The organism is Flavobacterium celericrescens, from assembly GCF_011392075.1.
Classification (GTDB): domain Bacteria; phylum Bacteroidota; class Bacteroidia; order Flavobacteriales; family Flavobacteriaceae; genus Flavobacterium; species Flavobacterium celericrescens.
This window is the reverse complement of record NZ_JAAJBV010000008.1, coordinates 68,352-85,439: the sequence shown is the minus strand read 5'-3', so window position 1 is coordinate 85,439 and position 17,088 is coordinate 68,352. Positions and strand designations below refer to the sequence as shown.

The window sequence follows — 17,088 nt, the reverse complement described above, 5'->3', positions numbered from 1 at the left end:
TCTTTATGAAAATTGTGTTAGTTGGTATTTGTCTTTAATCAATTCGATAACATCATCCGTTTGTGATAAGCATTTTTTTAATTTTTCTTTATCAACTTTATTTAATGCATTTACATTTATATAAGCGCCATCAGTATCATTTACGATACTTTCTTCAACTCTAAAATGCTGTAATTGTAAATAATTCTCTGCGAAATCTAAATATTTCTCTGCATTTTTAGCGTCTGTTATTGCCAACTGCTTATAACGTAAATAAGTATTATTAACTCCTTTTAAATTATGACTTAAAGCAAATAATCGAGCAGCATCAATATATACTTGTAATCCTTTTTGTTTCAAATCAAAAAAATCTTTTTTATCACCGCTTTCTTCAATTGCTATTTTTTTGAAAAAAGTTAATCCTTCTGGAAGTTTTAATACTTTATTTCCAAGAAAATCATAGAATAAAGTATTGTTTTTACTTTTCTGATAAATTGCTGATTCTAAAGCATCTTTAATTTTTATTTCGCCATAAATAAACTCAAAATCAAATAGAATAGTGCTAAAATCAGTACTATTTTCTCCTGGTGTAACCATCCAATTTTGAAACAAATTAATATAATCTGTCAAAGATTTACACCATTTAATTGAGCTCGCCATGTTATCATATGGACATAATTTATAACCTAGTTTTTCCATATTTCCTACAACTAACTTTGCTAATTGTACAAAATAATATTTTACATCACGGTGTTTTTCTGGGGCAACATCCTCAAATACTAACATACTGTCTTGGTCGCTCAAAAAAAGTTGCTCTTTTCTACCTTGACTTCCAATTGCTAACCATACAAAACGAGCAGGAGGAGAGCCTAAATGATCAATTGCCATCTCTATATTTTTGTGGATAATAGAGAACAAAATTTCACTTGCAACTGCATTGATATGAAAAATAGGTATGTTTTTAGTAAATGAATTTTGAATAATGTCTAAATACTTGGTATGAATGTATTTAATTTCATCAAATGTATGAGCAGATTTAATTTCTTTGATTAAAATTCCAGGGTTATTTGATTGCGAATTAATGACATCACGTTCAGAAATAATCCCTAAAATTGTAGAATTTTCTGTACCATCTTCAGTTACGCATAAATGTGTTGTGTCATTTTTTAACAACAACAATTGAGCTTCAGCTACCGAAATACTTTTATCAACTACAATAAAATTAGTACTCATAATCTTATTGACATCATTTTCAATTTGGAATAGGCCAGCACCAATTTTTTTAGTAAAATCGGCATCTGTAACCAAGCCGGCAATTTTATTATTATAAGTAATTATGGCATGATTAGATTTATTTGCAATCATTTTTAAAGCTACATTTTTAATCGAAGTATTTATTTCAACTAATGTAGGATTTGTTGTGTATTGCAAATCTTGAAAATAAGATAGATTAGTATCCGATGAACTTGTATCTATTTCAGAAATAGATTTGAATTGTTGGTAATTTTCCATTTTAGGCTTTGCTTGGGTAGCAAAATTTTCAAGAAAATAATCCAAAACAGAACTATATTTTGTCAAATAAGGTTTGAATATTGCAATTGGAATAGCGTATAAAACCGCATCTTCATTTGCTACAGCATTTAAAACATAATTATTTTTGGCAAAAAACGGACGTAATCCAAATAAATTACCAGTATAACATTTAGAATGTAAAACTTCTTCAGCATCAAGCACTTTAGTTAAATGAACCACACCAGAATATACAATATAAAATGACTCATGTAATTCATCATTAATTTTAAAAAGCGATTTTGATTTCTGCAATGTTAAAATACTACAATTAGTTGCAATAGCTTTTAAATCAGCATACTCAATGTAATTGAATGGCTCATATTGTTTGAGAAATGTGGCAATATTTTCGGCTATAGAATTCTGCATGGAGTGAGAGTGTTTATTTACTTAACAAATTTAGTAATTTTTATGATATATCAACATTACTCTAAATATTCTATTTTACATAATGTATATTATATATCAAAACAATTAAATGTAAAAATGAAGAAAAACGTTTGTGTAATACTATTATAAAGTTTAGTTTTGCAAACCTTATTAAACTTAGTCATGGAAAACAAACAAGCCTTAAAATTAATCGAAAAAATACAGAAAGAATTATTACAAAATAAATTTTCTGTAGCAGACAGTGTTGCCGATTTAAAAAAAATAAGAGAAATTACTTTAGAATTAAATAACCCAGTTGTTACAAAAGCGCTACGTTTAGCTTACGAACATTTAGAAGCTAATAAAGCGTTTTTAATTGGAATTCCTGATGACGAACCTGTAGACAGCAAAGAAACTGAAATTGAAGCAAATATTTCTGAAGAAAATAACTTAGAAAGCTTCAACTACTTCTTATCGTTATTTACAGACTTAAGTAAGAAAAACAATGTGTTAGATTTAAAAGAATATAATAAAGCGTTTTTAGCATTTTAAACTATTCTATTTTACATAATATTAAAAGCTACTTATTTACAAGTAGCTTTTTTTTATAAAATTATTAACGAATAATCTTACCAAAAACTATTACTTTTGGCTCAAAATTGACATTTTATGCTACGAATATTTAAAATTACAGCTATTTTAGAAGGAATTTCCTATATCTTATTATTTGCCAACATGTTATTAATTAAACCTAATTTTATCGACCTGTATAAGCAAATATTATTTCCTTTAGGCATGGCGCATGGTGTTTTATTCATTGGCTACATTTGTTTAGCCTTTTTATTAAAAGAGTCACAAAAATGGAATATTAAAACATTTTTTGTAATTTTAATCGCTTCGGTATTGCCATTTGGAACATTCTATATAGAAAAAAAATACTTATCAAATAACTAGTGAAAATATTTAATTGGGCCTATACTTTATTTAAAAGTTTAGATTTTAATGACGAACTGGCATTATATTTAAACTTATTCGTGAACATTATTGTTCTAATTGTTGTTGCTTATATTTTAGATTATATTTTCAAGAAAGTATTTATAATTTTCTTAGCCATTGTAGCCGCTAAAACTAAATCGTCATTTGATGATTTTTTAGTTGCAAACAAAACCGCTAAATATATAGCGCACCTTGTGCCCCTACTCTTTATTTATAAAACGGTTCCCGTTATTTTGAGTAAGTTTACTTATTGGGAAGATTTTTTTGAAAAAGGAGTAAAAATTTATATCATTCTACTTTCGTTATGGATAACTAGAAGTATTTTTAATGCATTAAAAGATTTTTTAAAACAACAACCTAGATTTAGCGATAAACCTATCGACAGCTACATTCAGGTAATTATGCTTTTTTTGTGGATTTTTGGAATTACTTCATTTATCTTAATCATATTTGATACTAGCAAAACCACATTATTAACCACTTTTGGGTCTATTTCTGCTTTAATCATTTTAGTTTTTAGAGACACTATTCTTGGTTTTGTAGCCAGTATTTCGGTTTCGGTGAATGATATGGTGCGCATTGGCGATTGGATAACTATGGATAAATTTGGAGCTGATGGTGATGTTATTGAAATTAATTTAGCTACAGTAAAAGTTCGAAATTTTGACAATACAACTACAACTATTCCTACTTATAGCCTAATTTCTGACAGTTTTAGAAACTGGAGAGGTATGCTAAATTCTGATGGAAGAAGGATTAAAAGACACATATTAATTAAATCTAATTCGGTTAAATTTATTCAACCGGAAGAAATTGAAAAATATAAAAAAATACAACACATTTCATCCTATATTGCTCACAGACAGTCTGACATTGATAAATACAATCTAGCAAATGCTGTAGATAAAAGCACTATCGTAAACGGCAGAAATCTTACAAATTTAGGATTGTTTAGAAAATACATCAATCAATACATTATTAGTCACCCTGGTATTAATAAAGATATGCTAATAATGGTGCGTTATCTGCAAGTTACAGATAAAGGAATTCCATTAGAAATTTACTGCTTTTCAAAAGACAAAGAATGGCTAAATTATGAGCATATTATGGCTGATATTTTTGACCATGTGATTGCATCTGTACCTTATTTTGGTCTTGAAGTATTTGAAATAGTAAGTACACCCGCTAAAATTGATACAGAAAATTTATAATAACTTTTGTAATCCCGCTTCGATAATAGCTGAATGATCAAAGGCTAGTGATGGTAAATTTGTTACAGAAAACCAACCAATTTCTTTAGCATCATCAGCGGCAATTGCAATTGTATTTGTAGCCACTTTTCCCAAATAAGCAATCGAAACCATATGGCCTCTCGGATCTCTATATGGTTTTCCAAAAGCGCCAATTTGTTCTAAATGAGATACTTTAACTTGCGTTTCCTCAACTAATTCTCTAATAGCAGCTTGTTCTAAATCTTCGTTTTCATCTACAAATCCTCCAGGCAAAGCCCAACAATCTTTAAACGGGTCATTTTTCCGTTTTATCAACAGAATTTGTTGTTCCATTTCAAATGGTCTTACAATTAAAACATCAACTGTAACAAATATTTTTGATATATATGCCATAACAATATAGTGGTTATTCCATTCAAAAATAGCTTTTTTAAAACAATTGCAAGCCAACAAGTAAAGCGTTTTAACGGCAAGTAATTAACAACTGATTCTTAATAACTTATATATTAAACAATTACACGACGTACATTTTTTACTTAATTTTAAATAACTATAAAAAAAGAACCATGAAAACTAAAGAAGAAGCAATTTTAGAAATCAGAGGGGAATCTATTGGTATTATAACCGAACAATCTAGTTTTGAAGAAAGGTTTCAAAATCAAACCCTTCGCCCTATTTTAAAATTTCAAAATGATTTGTTTTTAGAAGTTTTTAAAAACTATGCCGTCAAACAAAAGGGAATCTTCTTTACCTATACTCCTGAAAAGAAAATGAGCTATATTGAAACCGCCATTCAACGCGATATTAAATTTAGAAACTCATTGAAAGGCATCATTATTGGCCTTTTTACCATCACAGAGTACAAAGAATACATTCAAAATTCATCTAATATCAACAAACGAATGATGAATTTATTAATTGAACGTTTAAAAAGTCAAGTGCAATTACTAGAAATAGCATAAAAAAACCATCTATTCCTTGTTGAATAGATGGTTTTTCATAACAAACTTATACAAATTTAAACTAAAACCTGTTCTAGTGTAGGGCCTGCTGACACTAAGCGTTTTCCTTCTTCTGTAGTGGTATATTGTTCAAAATATTTGATATATCTTGCAGTTAAATCTTTTGCTTTTACAGCCCATTCTTCCTCAGTTTTATAAGTATTTCTTGGATCTAATATGCCTTCAGTCACATTAGGTAATGTGGTTGGAATTGTTAGATTCAAATAAGGAATATGTTGGGTTGGCATTGCATCAATATCACTATTGATAATTGCATCTATAATGGCACGGGTATCTTTTAATGAAATGCGTTTTCCTGTTCCATTCCATCCCGTATTGACTAAATATGCTTTGGCTCCGTGTTCTTTCATTTTTCCAATTAATGTTTTAGAATACATAGTTGGGTGCAATGTTAAGAATGCTTCTCCAAATGCTGGTGAAAATGAGGGTTGTGGTTCAGTAATTCCTCTTTCTGTTCCGGCTAATTTAGAAGTATATCCACATAAAAAGTGGTATTGTGCTTGTTCATCATCTAAAATAGAAACCGGAGGCAATACGCCAAAGGCATCAGCAGATAAGTAGATAATTTTCTTAGCATGTCCTGCTTTAGAAGGTAATACAATTTTATTAATATGATAAATTGGATAAGAAACTCTAGAATTTTCCGTAATGGTATGATCATAATAATCAACCTCTCCGTATTCATTAACCACTACATTTTCTAAAAGCGCATCTCGTTTAATAGCTCGCCAAATATCGGGTTCATTTTCTTCTGATAAATCAATAACTTTTGCATAGCAACCACCTTCATAATTAAATACTCCATTATCATCCCAGCCATGCTCATCATCGCCAATTAAAAAACGTTTTGGATCAGCAGAAAGTGTTGTTTTTCCAGTTCCAGAAAGTCCAAAAAAGACAGCCACATCACCTTTCTCTCCTACATTAGCTGAGCAGTGCATTGAAGCCATTCCTTTTAATGGTAGGTAATAATTCATCATAGCAAACATCCCTTTTTTCATTTCACCACCATACCAAGTACCTCCAATCAACTGAATGCGCTCTGTTAAATTAAAAACCACAAAATTTTCAGAATTTAAACCTTGTTCAGCCCAATTAGGATTAGTTGTTTTTGAACCATTCATTACGATAAAATCTGGTGTTCCAAAGTTTTCTAATTCATAAATTGATGGACGGATAAACATATTGGTTACAAAATGAGCTTGCCAAGCGACTTCCATTACAAAACGTACTTTTAAACGTGTATCTGGATTTGTACCACAAAACGCATCTACAACATATAATTTTTTAGATACAGATAATTGTTTTAAAACCAATTGTTTCAAATCTTGATATACTTCTTGTGTAGTGGCAAAATTTACTTTATCATCCCAATAAATGGTATCTTTAGTAACATCATCTTTAACAATATATCTGTCTTTTGGAGAACGCCCCGTAAAAATTCCTGTTTTTACTGCCACGGCACCTGTATCAGTTAGCGCACCTTTCTCATATCCTTTGCGTTGGTGAGAAACTTCTGCTTGATACAATTCTTCATAACTTGGATTATAAGAAACCTCATGATATCCTGTGATTCCTAAATCATGCAACTCCTGAATAATTTTAATATTTTTCATCTGATTTTCGTTTACTGATTTATTACTCTTTTAATGCTTATCAAAGTTCCGAAATAGCAAAACCAAATAAACTGATATTTATCATAAAAAATAAAAAGTTACGCAAACGTTTTCTTTATTTATAAGGCTTAACAAAGATTTTATCATTTTTTATGATTACCTTTATACTGTAAAATTTCTTAAAGAAAAAGGTCATGTTAGATTGGATGTATAGACTAATTTTCCCCAGCGAAACACCAGATGTTACACAATCGTTAGTGGTATTGTTATTAGCAATAAGTATCGGATTTTTTGTAGGCAGAATAAAAGTTAAAGGAATTACACTGGGCGTTTCGGCAGTTATGTTTGTGGGATTAGGTTTAGGCCATTATGGTTATCGAATCAATGCTGCTATTTTAGAATTTGTGCGCAACTTTGGTTTAATCCTTTTTGTATATGGAATTGGAATTCAAGTTGGACCATCTTTCTTTTCCTCTTTTAAAAAGGAAGGAATTCGTTTTAATATTTTAGCGGTTGCTACCGTTTTGTTTGGAGGATTCATCACTTTCCTCCTATTCAAATTTTCTACTATTTCTATTGAAAATGCCGTTGGATTAATGTCAGGATCGGTTACTAATACTCCTGGACTGGGCGCGGCTAAAGAAACGCTTACCGAGATTCAGAAACAATTTCCTTCTAAATCATTTAGCGATCCTACTATTGCCTATGCGATTACCTATCCGTTAGGTGTTTTTGGAATAATTATTACTATCATTTTGGCTAAAACCTTACTCAAAATTAATTTAGGCAAAGAAAGTTTTACTTGTGATGCTACAACTACTCCAGCTACTACGCTAATAATCCATCAAAAATGTAGAGTTACTAACGAAGCCTTTTTTGGAAAAAGCATTTATCAAGTTTTAAAAGAAGTCAACATTCAAGACATCATTATTTCTCGTTTAAAAAATAGCGGTTCTCAAGTGGTTTATGCGCCTTCTTTAGATACTAAAATCCACAATAAAGATGTCCTAATGGTTGTAGGAAGTCCAGCAGCTGTATCACAATTTATTGAGGCAGTTGGAAAAGTTTCTAGTGATTTATTTATAGAATCAGAACAAGATATAGTGACTAAAAATCTGTTTGTGACCAAATCGGCGGCTACTCATAAAACTTTGGCTGAACTAGATTTATACAACAAATTTGATCTGAAAGTAACCCGTGTATTTCGTTCGGGAATGGAATTATTAGCCCAACCTACATTAGAATTATTTTATGGTGATAAAATCAGAATTGTAGGAAATAAAGAAGCCATTGTTGAAGCAGAAAAAATTATAGGAAACTCTGAAAAAAAACTATTAGAACCCGATTTTTTATCTCTATTTGGTGGTTTAATCATCGGGATGATTATTGGTTCAATTCCTTTCTTTATTCCTTCTTTACCTGTACCTATTAAACTAGGCTTTGCTGCCGGACCACTGTTAACCGCATTATTTATCAGTAGATATGGTGGTGTGGGCGTTATTCACTCCTATATCAATAATGGTGCTGTTTATTTCATGAAAGATTTGGGAATTTGTTTATTCTTTGCTGCTGTGGGTGTACATGCCGGTGAAGGTTTTTATGATAATTTCATACACTACAACGGGTGGTTATGGATTTATTATGGCTGTTACATTACTTTTATTCCGCTTATTGCTATGGTACTAATTGGACGATTGGTACTAAAACTGAACTTTTATCAGTTGGTTGGTTTGATGAGTGGTACTTATACCGACCCTGCTGCTTTAGCATTTAGTACCAAATATTTAGATTCTGATATTCCTACACAAGCCTATGCTACGGTTTACCCATTAGTAACCATATTTAGGATATTTGTTGCTCAATTATTGATTTTACTATTGGTTTAATAAATCGATTCTCCGTTTAGATCGGTACTCAATACCTCACTCATGTAGTCAAAAAACGGACGCATTGCCTGAAAAGTAGCTATAACTTCCTCTTGAAAATTAGGTGCTAATACTTCTTTATCAGAAAAACTACGCGTTAATAAATATTGCTTTTTACGAATCAAATCAATCGCTGGATGTGTTTTATCGAAACCTTTTGGAGCTGTTTTTAACTCCTCCCCTTTTAGTTCGCCAAAGAATTTCTTGAAAGTAGCATTAGCAACAATCGTTCTAATTTCTGCATCATCCATTTCAAATTCTTTACGAATGCGATGCAAATCAGCGGCATTGGGTTCCCAAAAACCACCACCTACAAAACTTCCTCCGGGTTCAATATGCAAATAATATCCCCCACGAAGCATGGGTTTGGTTCGGGTAAATCCAACACTAAAATGATTTTTATAAGGCGCTTTGTCTTTAGAAAAACGCACATCGCGGTATATTCTAAAAATTTGAATGCGCTCAATACTATCTATTTTTCCCAACTGCTCACCTACTGATGTAAAAAATAATTTGGCTAACTTTTGTTCGGTTTCAAAAGCTTTTTTATTCGTGGCAAACCAATCGCGGTTGTTGTTTTCTTTTAGTTTTTTTAGAAATTCTAAGGTTGATTTTTGTAGCATATTCTTTTATTTATTTAGCCACAGATTAGCACGGATTATATACTTTAAAAATCCATTTAATCCTTTAATCTGTAGCAAAAGATATTATTTTTTTAAACGGTCTTCAATAAATTCGATTTGGGTTTTGCCATGTGGTTTTGGTTTTCCGTCTTCGCCTAAATTTACCATGGTAATATTATCAATAGTAATAATTTTTTCACGGGTCATCATGTTCCGAACTTCAGATTTAAGTACTAATGATGATTTCCCAAAATGGACTACATCTAAACCAATTTCCACTATATCGCCTTGTTTTGCGGCGCTCATAAAGTTAATTTCACTCATGTATTTGGTTACTACTTTAGGGTTTTCCAATTGCACAATCGAATACAAAGCGGCTTCTTCATCTATCCAAGCCAATAATTTACCACCGAATAACGTTCCGTTGGCATTCAAATCTTCGGGTTTTACCCATTTTCTGGTATGAAATCGCATCTTGAATTTTTATTTTAAAGGTAAGAATTATTTGAGAAATTTAAATACCTGTACGTTTTTAATTAAAAAAAAGGCTAATTTTTCTTTTAGTCCGTATACAAAAATCAATTGCTGTACAGCTTTTGAATAAATCCCCTAGGGGAATTGACCATTTTCCCTAGGGGATTTATATAATTTCCCTAGGGGATTTTGTATATTTGTCAGTATAAAGCAAAAAAATATGGCTGTAGCATTTAAAATGGTTGCTAAACAAAACAATATTGCAACCCCACCTGAAGTAAAATATTATCCTTGTGCCGTGAGTCAAGGAGAAATTGATTTAGATGATTTGGCAAAAACAATAGCAAGCCGAAGTACGATAAGCAAAGCGGATTGTTATGGCGTTATGATTGCCATGAGTGAAGTGATTGGTGAAGCGTTGTCAAATGGGAAGCTTGTTAAAATAGAGAGTTTAGGCACCTTTTCTGTTGCCTTAACCGGTAAAGGCGCCACAAACGCTGAAACCATTGGCAAAAGCAACATAACAGGAGCAAAAATAAACTACAAACCTTCAAAAACACTCAAAAAAAACCTGAAACAACTAAAGTTTAAGAGAATTTATTAATTCTTAAAAAAGTTGTATATATTTGATGGTATTTACTAGTTGCCAGTAATATGAAAAAAATACCGTTAATATTGATAATTCTGACTTTTTTTGGTTGTAATCAAAAAGAGAAAAATCTGAATTTAGCAAAAACGGAAACTAAAACTCAACTGACGGAGAAAAGTGAAACAATTTTTTGGATTGATACAATTTCAAATGGTAAATTCTTAAAAATCTATTCAAAACCCGAAAATGATTGGCAAAATCTGACAGCTGAATATGGAAACGAAAACAAAAAACATAAAATTGATTTAAGAACAGAGGAATATCAAATGCTCGGAATTCCGTTCACAAATCAAATTGAGTGGATAACAGAAAAAAGTTTTGCTTTAATAAACGGTTGCGGAACTAATTGTAGGTATGTGTTGATTTTTAATACGGAATCGGAAAAACCAATCGTAATGCCAATCGAATATTATCCTGAAATAAAACATGCAGATTATAAAACAGACAATCGGAATTTATATATTTCAGTTGAGCAAAACAATTATAATTCTTTAAACTTAATAATTATAGAAACTGACAGCCAAAAAAAAGACAAAGTAAATTTGCCAAAAGACTGGAATCGTGGAATTGGTCAAATCTATGATATCATTGACAAAATTGAAATTAAGAATTCTAAAATTAAAATTGTCCAATATCAAGAAAACGGAATAAAAAAGGAACTGAATAGAATATTAACGCTGAAATAAATACTACTGGCAACAGCGCTTTACTTCAATGGCTACTTCCGGATTTTCCTACGGAAAATCCGCTGCTGAATGGAATGTTTTTTTATATTTGTAATGGATTGGTGTTGGTGCAACGCCACTGAGAGCAAGCCGCAGAACGTTAGTGGCAAGCATGGCAAATATATAAAAATTAACAAATGAAATTTAAAGCAATAATCTTTGATTTAGACAACACGATTTATTCAGTTTATTCAATTGGTGATAAATTGTTTGAACCTTTATTTAATCTTTTACAGAACGAGCCTGACTTAGTTGATAAGCTTGAAAGTATAAAAAAGGATATTATGAGAAAACCATTTCAGAAGGTTGCTGCTGAATATCAACTTTCAGAAACATTGATTAAAAAAGGATTAGAAATACTTAAAGAATTGACTGTTGATATGAGAATGACCACATTTGAAGATTATATTTCTACAAAAAAAATAGACTGTGATAAATTTTTGGTGACAGTTGGATTTACAAAAATGCAAGAAGGTAAAATCAAAAATTTGGGAATAAAAGATGATTTCAATGAAATTTACATCATAGACCCACAGAAAAACAATAAAACGAAAAAGGAAGTTTTTGCTGATATAATGGAAAGTCATCAATATCAACCCAATGATTTGATAGTAGTTGGTGATGACCAAAATTCAGAAATACAAGCAGCTAAAGAATTAGGAATAAAAGCAATTATGTATGACAAGTTACTATTTAACAGTCACCGAACTGATTTAATAAGGATTACAGATTATCAACAGTTGATAAAATTCATTGAGGATTATGAATGAATGCCAGCCACTAACAATGGTTTAACGCTATTGCAGGGCTTGCGCTTGCTATTTTCGTCTTCGTGGAGAGTAATCTGGCGTCAACAATTTTAGTTTTCAAAAGAAATTTCGTAGGTTTGTTTGGTTCGTGCTTGCAGCAGCAACAGACGTGAAGCCTTCTAACGTTAGCTACCATTTCAGAACGACACCATGAAACAAAGAAAATTATTAAGTCAACAACATCCCATTTTATATTTTTTAGCCGTTTGGACAAGACGAATAAGACGTTATTGCGACTGGTATTTTGACAATAAAAAATATGCTGACAAACGTACATCTGAAAAATTATCGTTTAGAGTTAAAAAACATCAGTCCGTTTTATTAAGAAAACTTGGAGAAAGTAATGAGCAACTGCAACTCAACAAAGTAACAAATCTTAAAATCGCAGTAAATCAATTAGATGGAATTTTAATTAAACCAGGCGAAACTTTTTCATTTTGTAAACTTGTTGGACTTCCAACAAAAAGAAAAGGATATTTACTTGGAATGGAACTATCATTTGGAGAAGCGAGAGCAGGAATTGGTGGAGGTATTTGTCAAATTTCGAATATGATACATTGGTTGGTAATGCATAGCCCATTAACAATAATACAAAAATCAAATCACTCTTTTGACCCATTTCCTGATGAAGGAAGAGTATTACCTTTTGGAAGTGGAGCTGCAATCTTTTACAATTATATTGATTTTCAATTCACTAACAATACAAAAGATACGTTTCAAATTAAATTATGGACAACTGATAAATATCTTGAAGGAGAACTTAGGGTAAATAAAGATTTAGAATTATCGTACCATATTTTTGAGGAAAATCATAAATTTATTAAAATAGAAAATCAATTTTTTCGCCAAAATGAAATTTGGAGAAATTGTATAGATAAGAAAACAGGAAATATAATAAAAACAGAATTGCTTAAAAAGAATTTTGCAAGAGTAACTTATGAACCTAAAAACTATGTTGAATAGAAAAACGGTAGCTAACAGCGCTTTACTTCAATGGCCACTACCAGATTTTCCTGTGAAAAATCCTCTACTGAATGGATGTTTTGTTATATTTGTAATGGCTTGGCGTTGGTGCAATGTTGCTTAGAGCAAGTCATAGAACGTTGTAGCATATTTTAAAAAAATGACAAACATTAAATTATTTCTTTTAATTTTCGCCTTAACATTATCATCTTTTGCCTTTTGTCAACAGAAGAAAAATTTATTCTTGAGGGGAAAAGTTTTAGGCGCCCCTATAATAGAAGATAATTGGATTCTTAACGGAACTTTAGGTATTGAATATGAATTTATTAAAAATCACTCTTTCGGAATAGATTATATATATTTTCAAGAATGGAAAGAATATGACACGCCAGATGATCAAAACACAGGCATTTATGGTACAGAACAATCATTAACTTATTTGGGTGATTATAGGTTTTATTTTCAACCTTTCAAAAGTAAATCGGAATTTGATAGATTTTACCTTTCATTGTATTATAAGCATACTTCTCGAAAATTGAAAAACGATGCTGATTTAGAATATTCCGACAATACAAGAATTTCAGGAAACTATAAATTTGACGATATTGGTACTGCCTTAGGTTATCATTTTTCATTTAATCCAAATAATGATAAAATTGGAATTGATTTTAATATTGGTATTTCGAGAAGATTTAAAAATGAGAATTATTTGCTTTATGTTAATGAAAATTTAATTGAAAATATTGAAAACAAGAAATCTTCAGAATGGAAACCTTCAATTCGTTTAAATTTCTATTTCAAATTATTTTAAAAAACATGCTACAACAGCGGTTTGCTTCAATGGCTACTTCCGGATTTCCCGTAGGAAAATCCGCTGCTGAATGGAATGTTTTGTTATATTTGTAATGGCTTGGTGTTGGTGCAATGTTGCTGAGGGCAAGGCGCAGAACGTTATAAACAATTATAAAAAATGACAAAATGAAATTAAAAATCACTGTTTTACTTTTAGTAGTTAGTTCATTTTTGTATTCACAATCACCTTTGGATACAATCAAACAGTTCAATTATAAAAAACATTATGAATTGATACTTAAAGAAACAAAAAATGAGAAAAGTGAATATTCATATTCAAAACAATTAAAAAAATTCACTAATGATGAAACCCAAACTAATTTCGAGGTCTTAACATTATTAATTGGTTTTTCTGATAATGAAAATTTTAATCCTTATATGGATATTCTTATCACTGATAAAGAAATATATGATTTAAATGAAGAAGGTAAATTCCAAGAAGCAATTGATTATGGAAATAAAGCGCTTTTAAAAAATCCATTTATGATTAAGGTATTGAGAGAATTAGCATATGCTTATGGCAAAATTGGAAATCACGAAATGGACAATAAGTTGATGGAAAGAACTAGTAAAATCTACAATGCTATGTTTTCAAGTTCTTCAAAAACTGGAGTAAATATAAAAGAACCTTTCTTTTCTTTAGGTCCGAAAGACGGGCAATATTTTCTTAAATATTTTTGTAAATTCAAACTTGGCAGTATGGGTTCAGGATATGACGAAAACGGATATTTTATTGATATCTTAGAAGCAACCGTTGAAGACAAACAGGTGAATTTTTATTTCAACATTGACCATGTTAGAAAAACAATGATTAAAAAATAACTGTTTATAACAGCGCTTTACTTCAATGACTACTTCCAGATTTTCCGTAAGAAAATCCACAACTGAATGGAATGTTTTGTTATATTTGTAATGGCTTGGTGTTGGTACAATGCTAATGAGAATAAGCTTTCAAAACATTTCGTATGAAAAAAAATAGTAAACTGACATATCACATGACAATTATAGTAGCAGTTTTATCTATTGCTATTATATTATTGTTTTATTTTGTTCAACGAAATTATTCAAGAAGCAATCCAAATGTGTTTTTAGAATTTCAATATATATCAAGCTCTTATTATAAAATTTTAATTAATGATTCCTTAATAATTGACTCTGAAGCAATAAAAAATTTGGATTACAGCAATGAACATTACAAAACTAAATCACTAAATTTAGAACTTCACAAAGGGAATTATTTTATTCAAATAAAAGATTCAAAAGAAAGAGTTTTATCCAAATCATTATTAGAAATTGATGGTATTAAACCAAAATATGTATATCTCAGAAAAAAGATAATCATCAGGGATAAACCTTTTATTTTAATATAAAGCCTACTGTTAATGGCACTTTACTTCAATGGCTACTTCCGGATTTTCCTACGGAAAATCCACTGCTGAATGGAATGTTTTGTTATATTTGTAATGGCTTGGTGTTGGTTCAACGCCACTGAGAGCAAGTCGTAGAACGTTAAAATAACCTTGTAGAAACTTTGCGAATGAGACTAATTCCTTTTGACAAAATTAATATCATCAGTTTTTTACCTAAAGAAACTATTATTGAAAAATTGTCTAATGAAACTGAAAATCGCATTTATTTTAGAACAAAAACTACTGATAAAAAATTGGAAGGAATTGTAAAATATGACAGTTTTGAAATAAATCGAATTTTAAATTATAGAAATTCATTCTATCCAATTGTTTTAGGACAAATTGAGCAAGGTGATAAAAATACAATAGTCATCAAATTAACTCTCCGTATGACAATGTTTACAAATGTTTTCATGATTTTATGGTTTTTAATTACTGGTGTTATTTTATTTATTGTTTTAAATGACCAAATAGAAAGTCCAAAAATTAATTATGAATCAATCTTCTGGAGTTCAGTCCCTATTATATTTGGATATTTATTTATGATAAGTGGATTTAATTATGAATCAAAAAAAGTAAAAGAAATATTAACAGAATTATTTTAAAAACATCCCATAACAACAGTTTACCTCAATGCTTACCTCTTGATATTTCGTTGAAAATCCACTGCTCAATGGAATGTTTTGTTATATTTGTAATGGCTTGGTGTTGGTGCAATACCACAAAATACTAGCTAACATTAAATAATCCAAAATAATATTATGAAAAATCTGTTTTATTTTTTAACAATCAATCTGTTATTAATTAATTCTTGCTTCTCACAATATAAGCATCCATTGATTGAAGATGTAGAGATTAAATTGAAAAGTTATGGCGTAGAACCAAATATGTTTGGAGGAGCTAAATTCGAATGCTCAAAAAATATTAATGATCCGGATGAAACAAAATTTTTAGTCTATTTCTCAGCAATATTTGAAGACTTTTCAAGTAAAAAAACAATTGATTTTAATAATATCTCTATAGTTGATGTAGAAAATAAAGTACGTTACAGACCTACTGGAGTATCACTTTATCGTTTTTATTATGGAGATAAAGAATGGTATTGTACCTGAAAGTTTTAAAAGTAAAAAAGGGTTAAATTTTACTTTTCATTTCCCTGTTTTTAAAACCAGAAAGGACTCTGGTCATTTCAAAATATATTGGAAAGACAAAGTTATTGGAGAATTTAAAATAAAAAATGGAGAACCAATAAAACAGTAAAAAGATTAACAAAGTATTTGATAAAAATAACTTTTGTTAACTGCTTTTTCAAGAAATGTTTTTAACACAAGTAATCAACAATTAAAGTTTATGGAAATAAATAACGAAAGTCAATTTGATCAATTTGAAAAAAAAATTATTAGAAGGAAATTATTACCTATTTGGATGAAAATTTTTTGTTGGATTTTTATGTTTATGGGGGTAATGGCAATTCTAAGCCTACTTTATGGAGCATTTGGAAATCAGGCAGATTTGTCTTTTTATGGTTTACAAACAACAAGACCAATCTCTGTAATTGGGATTTGTATTGTTGCAATAATGGTATTTAAGGCATTTACTGCCTACTCTTTATGGTTTGAAAAGGATAATGCAATCATTTTGAGTAAAATTGATTCTCTAGCAGGAATATTTATTTGTATTATCTCAATGTTTTTGATGCCATTTATAATAGAAGATTCTATATTTTCAATTAGATTAGAAATATTGTTTCTCATACCCTATTATATGAAAATTAGTAAAATTGAATATGAATGGGACAATCTTGAAAGTCTATAACACTAAAGCTAAAAACAATATGCTCCAATGTAAGCTTCTTGCTATTTAGTTGGGAAAGCAT

The 17,088-nt window shown here is 30.1% G+C and carries 20 protein-coding genes; 15 read left to right on the top strand and 5 right to left on the bottom strand.

Annotation, left to right across the window (positions count from 1 at the left end):
- Positions 1-3 precede the first annotated feature (3 nt).
- A complete protein-coding gene (locus G4L40_RS10990) occupies positions 4-1,917 on the bottom strand; it encodes a DUF294 nucleotidyltransferase-like domain-containing protein (RefSeq protein WP_166237248.1) in 1,914 nt (637 codons plus the stop codon).
- A gap of 183 nt (positions 1,918-2,100) precedes the next feature.
- Between G4L40_RS10990 and G4L40_RS10985 the strand changes: the two genes are divergently transcribed.
- From G4L40_RS10985 to G4L40_RS10975, 3 genes are all read left to right on the top strand, one after another.
- Entirely contained in the window at positions 2,101-2,469 is a 369-nt protein-coding gene (locus G4L40_RS10985) for a hypothetical protein (protein WP_166237247.1), read from the top strand.
- 117 nt (positions 2,470-2,586) lie between these two features.
- A complete protein-coding gene (locus G4L40_RS10980) occupies positions 2,587-2,871 on the top strand; it encodes a DUF3817 domain-containing protein (protein ID WP_166237246.1) in 285 nt (94 codons plus the stop codon).
- Positions 2,871-4,124, top strand: coding sequence for a mechanosensitive ion channel family protein (locus G4L40_RS10975; RefSeq protein WP_166237245.1), 1,254 nt, complete (start codon positions 2,871-2,873; stop codon positions 4,122-4,124). Before G4L40_RS10980 ends, G4L40_RS10975 begins: the two co-directional genes overlap by 1 nt.
- Here the strand turns inward: G4L40_RS10975 and G4L40_RS10970 are convergent.
- A complete protein-coding gene (locus G4L40_RS10970) occupies positions 4,119-4,538 on the bottom strand; it encodes an NUDIX domain-containing protein (RefSeq protein ID WP_166237244.1) in 420 nt (139 codons plus the stop codon). The two genes, G4L40_RS10975 and G4L40_RS10970, sit on opposite strands and share 6 nt — an antisense overlap.
- Positions 4,539-4,711: 173 nt before the next feature.
- On the opposite strand from G4L40_RS10970, the gene G4L40_RS10965 reads away from it, so the two are divergent.
- The gene (locus G4L40_RS10965; protein ID WP_166237243.1) at positions 4,712-5,107 is read left to right on the top strand and encodes a glyoxalase; all 396 of its coding nucleotides are present in this window, start codon (positions 4,712-4,714) and stop codon (positions 5,105-5,107) included.
- 56 nt (positions 5,108-5,163) lie between these two features.
- On the opposite strand, the gene pckA is transcribed toward G4L40_RS10965, so the two are convergent.
- On the bottom strand, positions 5,164-6,783 hold the full coding sequence (gene pckA, locus G4L40_RS10960) for a phosphoenolpyruvate carboxykinase (ATP) (protein WP_166237242.1): 1,620 nt from the start codon (positions 6,781-6,783) through the stop codon (positions 5,164-5,166).
- A gap of 194 nt (positions 6,784-6,977) precedes the next feature.
- On the opposite strand from pckA, the gene G4L40_RS10955 reads away from it, so the two are divergent.
- Positions 6,978-8,669, top strand: coding sequence for a putative transporter (locus tag G4L40_RS10955; protein WP_166237241.1), 1,692 nt, complete (start codon positions 6,978-6,980; stop codon positions 8,667-8,669).
- Here the strand turns inward: G4L40_RS10955 and G4L40_RS10950 are convergent.
- Together G4L40_RS10950 and G4L40_RS10945 are read right to left on the bottom strand one after the other, a co-directional pair.
- Positions 8,666-9,331 carry a DUF2461 domain-containing protein gene (locus G4L40_RS10950; protein WP_166237240.1) on the bottom strand — a complete coding sequence of 222 codons (666 nt, stop codon included), beginning with the start codon at positions 9,329-9,331 and terminating at the stop codon, positions 8,666-8,668. The genes G4L40_RS10955 and G4L40_RS10950 overlap by 4 nt on opposite strands.
- Before the next feature lie 84 nt (positions 9,332-9,415).
- Positions 9,416-9,805 (bottom strand): acyl-CoA thioesterase, encoded by a 390-nt coding sequence (locus G4L40_RS10945; protein ID WP_166237239.1) that lies wholly within the window; start codon positions 9,803-9,805, stop codon positions 9,416-9,418.
- A gap of 220 nt (positions 9,806-10,025) precedes the next feature.
- On the opposite strand from G4L40_RS10945, the gene G4L40_RS10940 reads away from it, so the two are divergent.
- From G4L40_RS10940 to G4L40_RS10895, 10 genes are all read left to right on the top strand, one after another.
- Positions 10,026-10,409: an HU family DNA-binding protein gene (locus G4L40_RS10940; protein ID WP_166237238.1), complete on the top strand. Its 384-nt coding sequence runs from the start codon at positions 10,026-10,028 to the stop codon at positions 10,407-10,409.
- Positions 10,410-10,459: 50 nt separating this feature from the next.
- Entirely contained in the window at positions 10,460-11,140 is a 681-nt protein-coding gene (locus G4L40_RS10935; RefSeq protein ID WP_166237237.1) for a hypothetical protein, read from the top strand.
- 176 nt (positions 11,141-11,316) lie between these two features.
- Positions 11,317-11,949, top strand: a complete 633-nt coding sequence (locus G4L40_RS10930) for an HAD family hydrolase (RefSeq protein WP_166237236.1) — start codon at positions 11,317-11,319, stop codon at positions 11,947-11,949.
- A 189-nt stretch (positions 11,950-12,138) separates the two neighbouring features.
- Positions 12,139-12,951, top strand: coding sequence for a VanW family protein (locus G4L40_RS10925; RefSeq protein ID WP_166237235.1), 813 nt, complete (start codon positions 12,139-12,141; stop codon positions 12,949-12,951).
- A gap of 160 nt (positions 12,952-13,111) precedes the next feature.
- Positions 13,112-13,762 (top strand): hypothetical protein, encoded by a 651-nt coding sequence (locus G4L40_RS10920; protein WP_166237234.1) that lies wholly within the window; start codon positions 13,112-13,114, stop codon positions 13,760-13,762.
- A 167-nt stretch (positions 13,763-13,929) separates the two neighbouring features.
- On the top strand, positions 13,930-14,625 hold the full coding sequence (locus tag G4L40_RS10915; RefSeq protein WP_166237233.1) for a DUF4919 domain-containing protein: 696 nt from the start codon (positions 13,930-13,932) through the stop codon (positions 14,623-14,625).
- 143 nt (positions 14,626-14,768) lie between these two features.
- Positions 14,769-15,173, top strand: coding sequence for a hypothetical protein (locus tag G4L40_RS10910; RefSeq protein WP_166237232.1), 405 nt, complete (start codon positions 14,769-14,771; stop codon positions 15,171-15,173).
- A gap of 167 nt (positions 15,174-15,340) precedes the next feature.
- Positions 15,341-15,817: a hypothetical protein gene (locus tag G4L40_RS10905; protein WP_166237231.1), complete on the top strand. Its 477-nt coding sequence runs from the start codon at positions 15,341-15,343 to the stop codon at positions 15,815-15,817.
- 156 nt (positions 15,818-15,973) lie between these two features.
- A complete protein-coding gene (locus G4L40_RS10900; RefSeq protein WP_166237230.1) occupies positions 15,974-16,324 on the top strand; it encodes a hypothetical protein in 351 nt (116 codons plus the stop codon).
- 238 nt (positions 16,325-16,562) lie between these two features.
- The gene (locus tag G4L40_RS10895; protein WP_166237229.1) at positions 16,563-17,027 is read left to right on the top strand and encodes a hypothetical protein; all 465 of its coding nucleotides are present in this window, start codon (positions 16,563-16,565) and stop codon (positions 17,025-17,027) included.
- Positions 17,028-17,088: the final 61 nt, after the last annotated feature.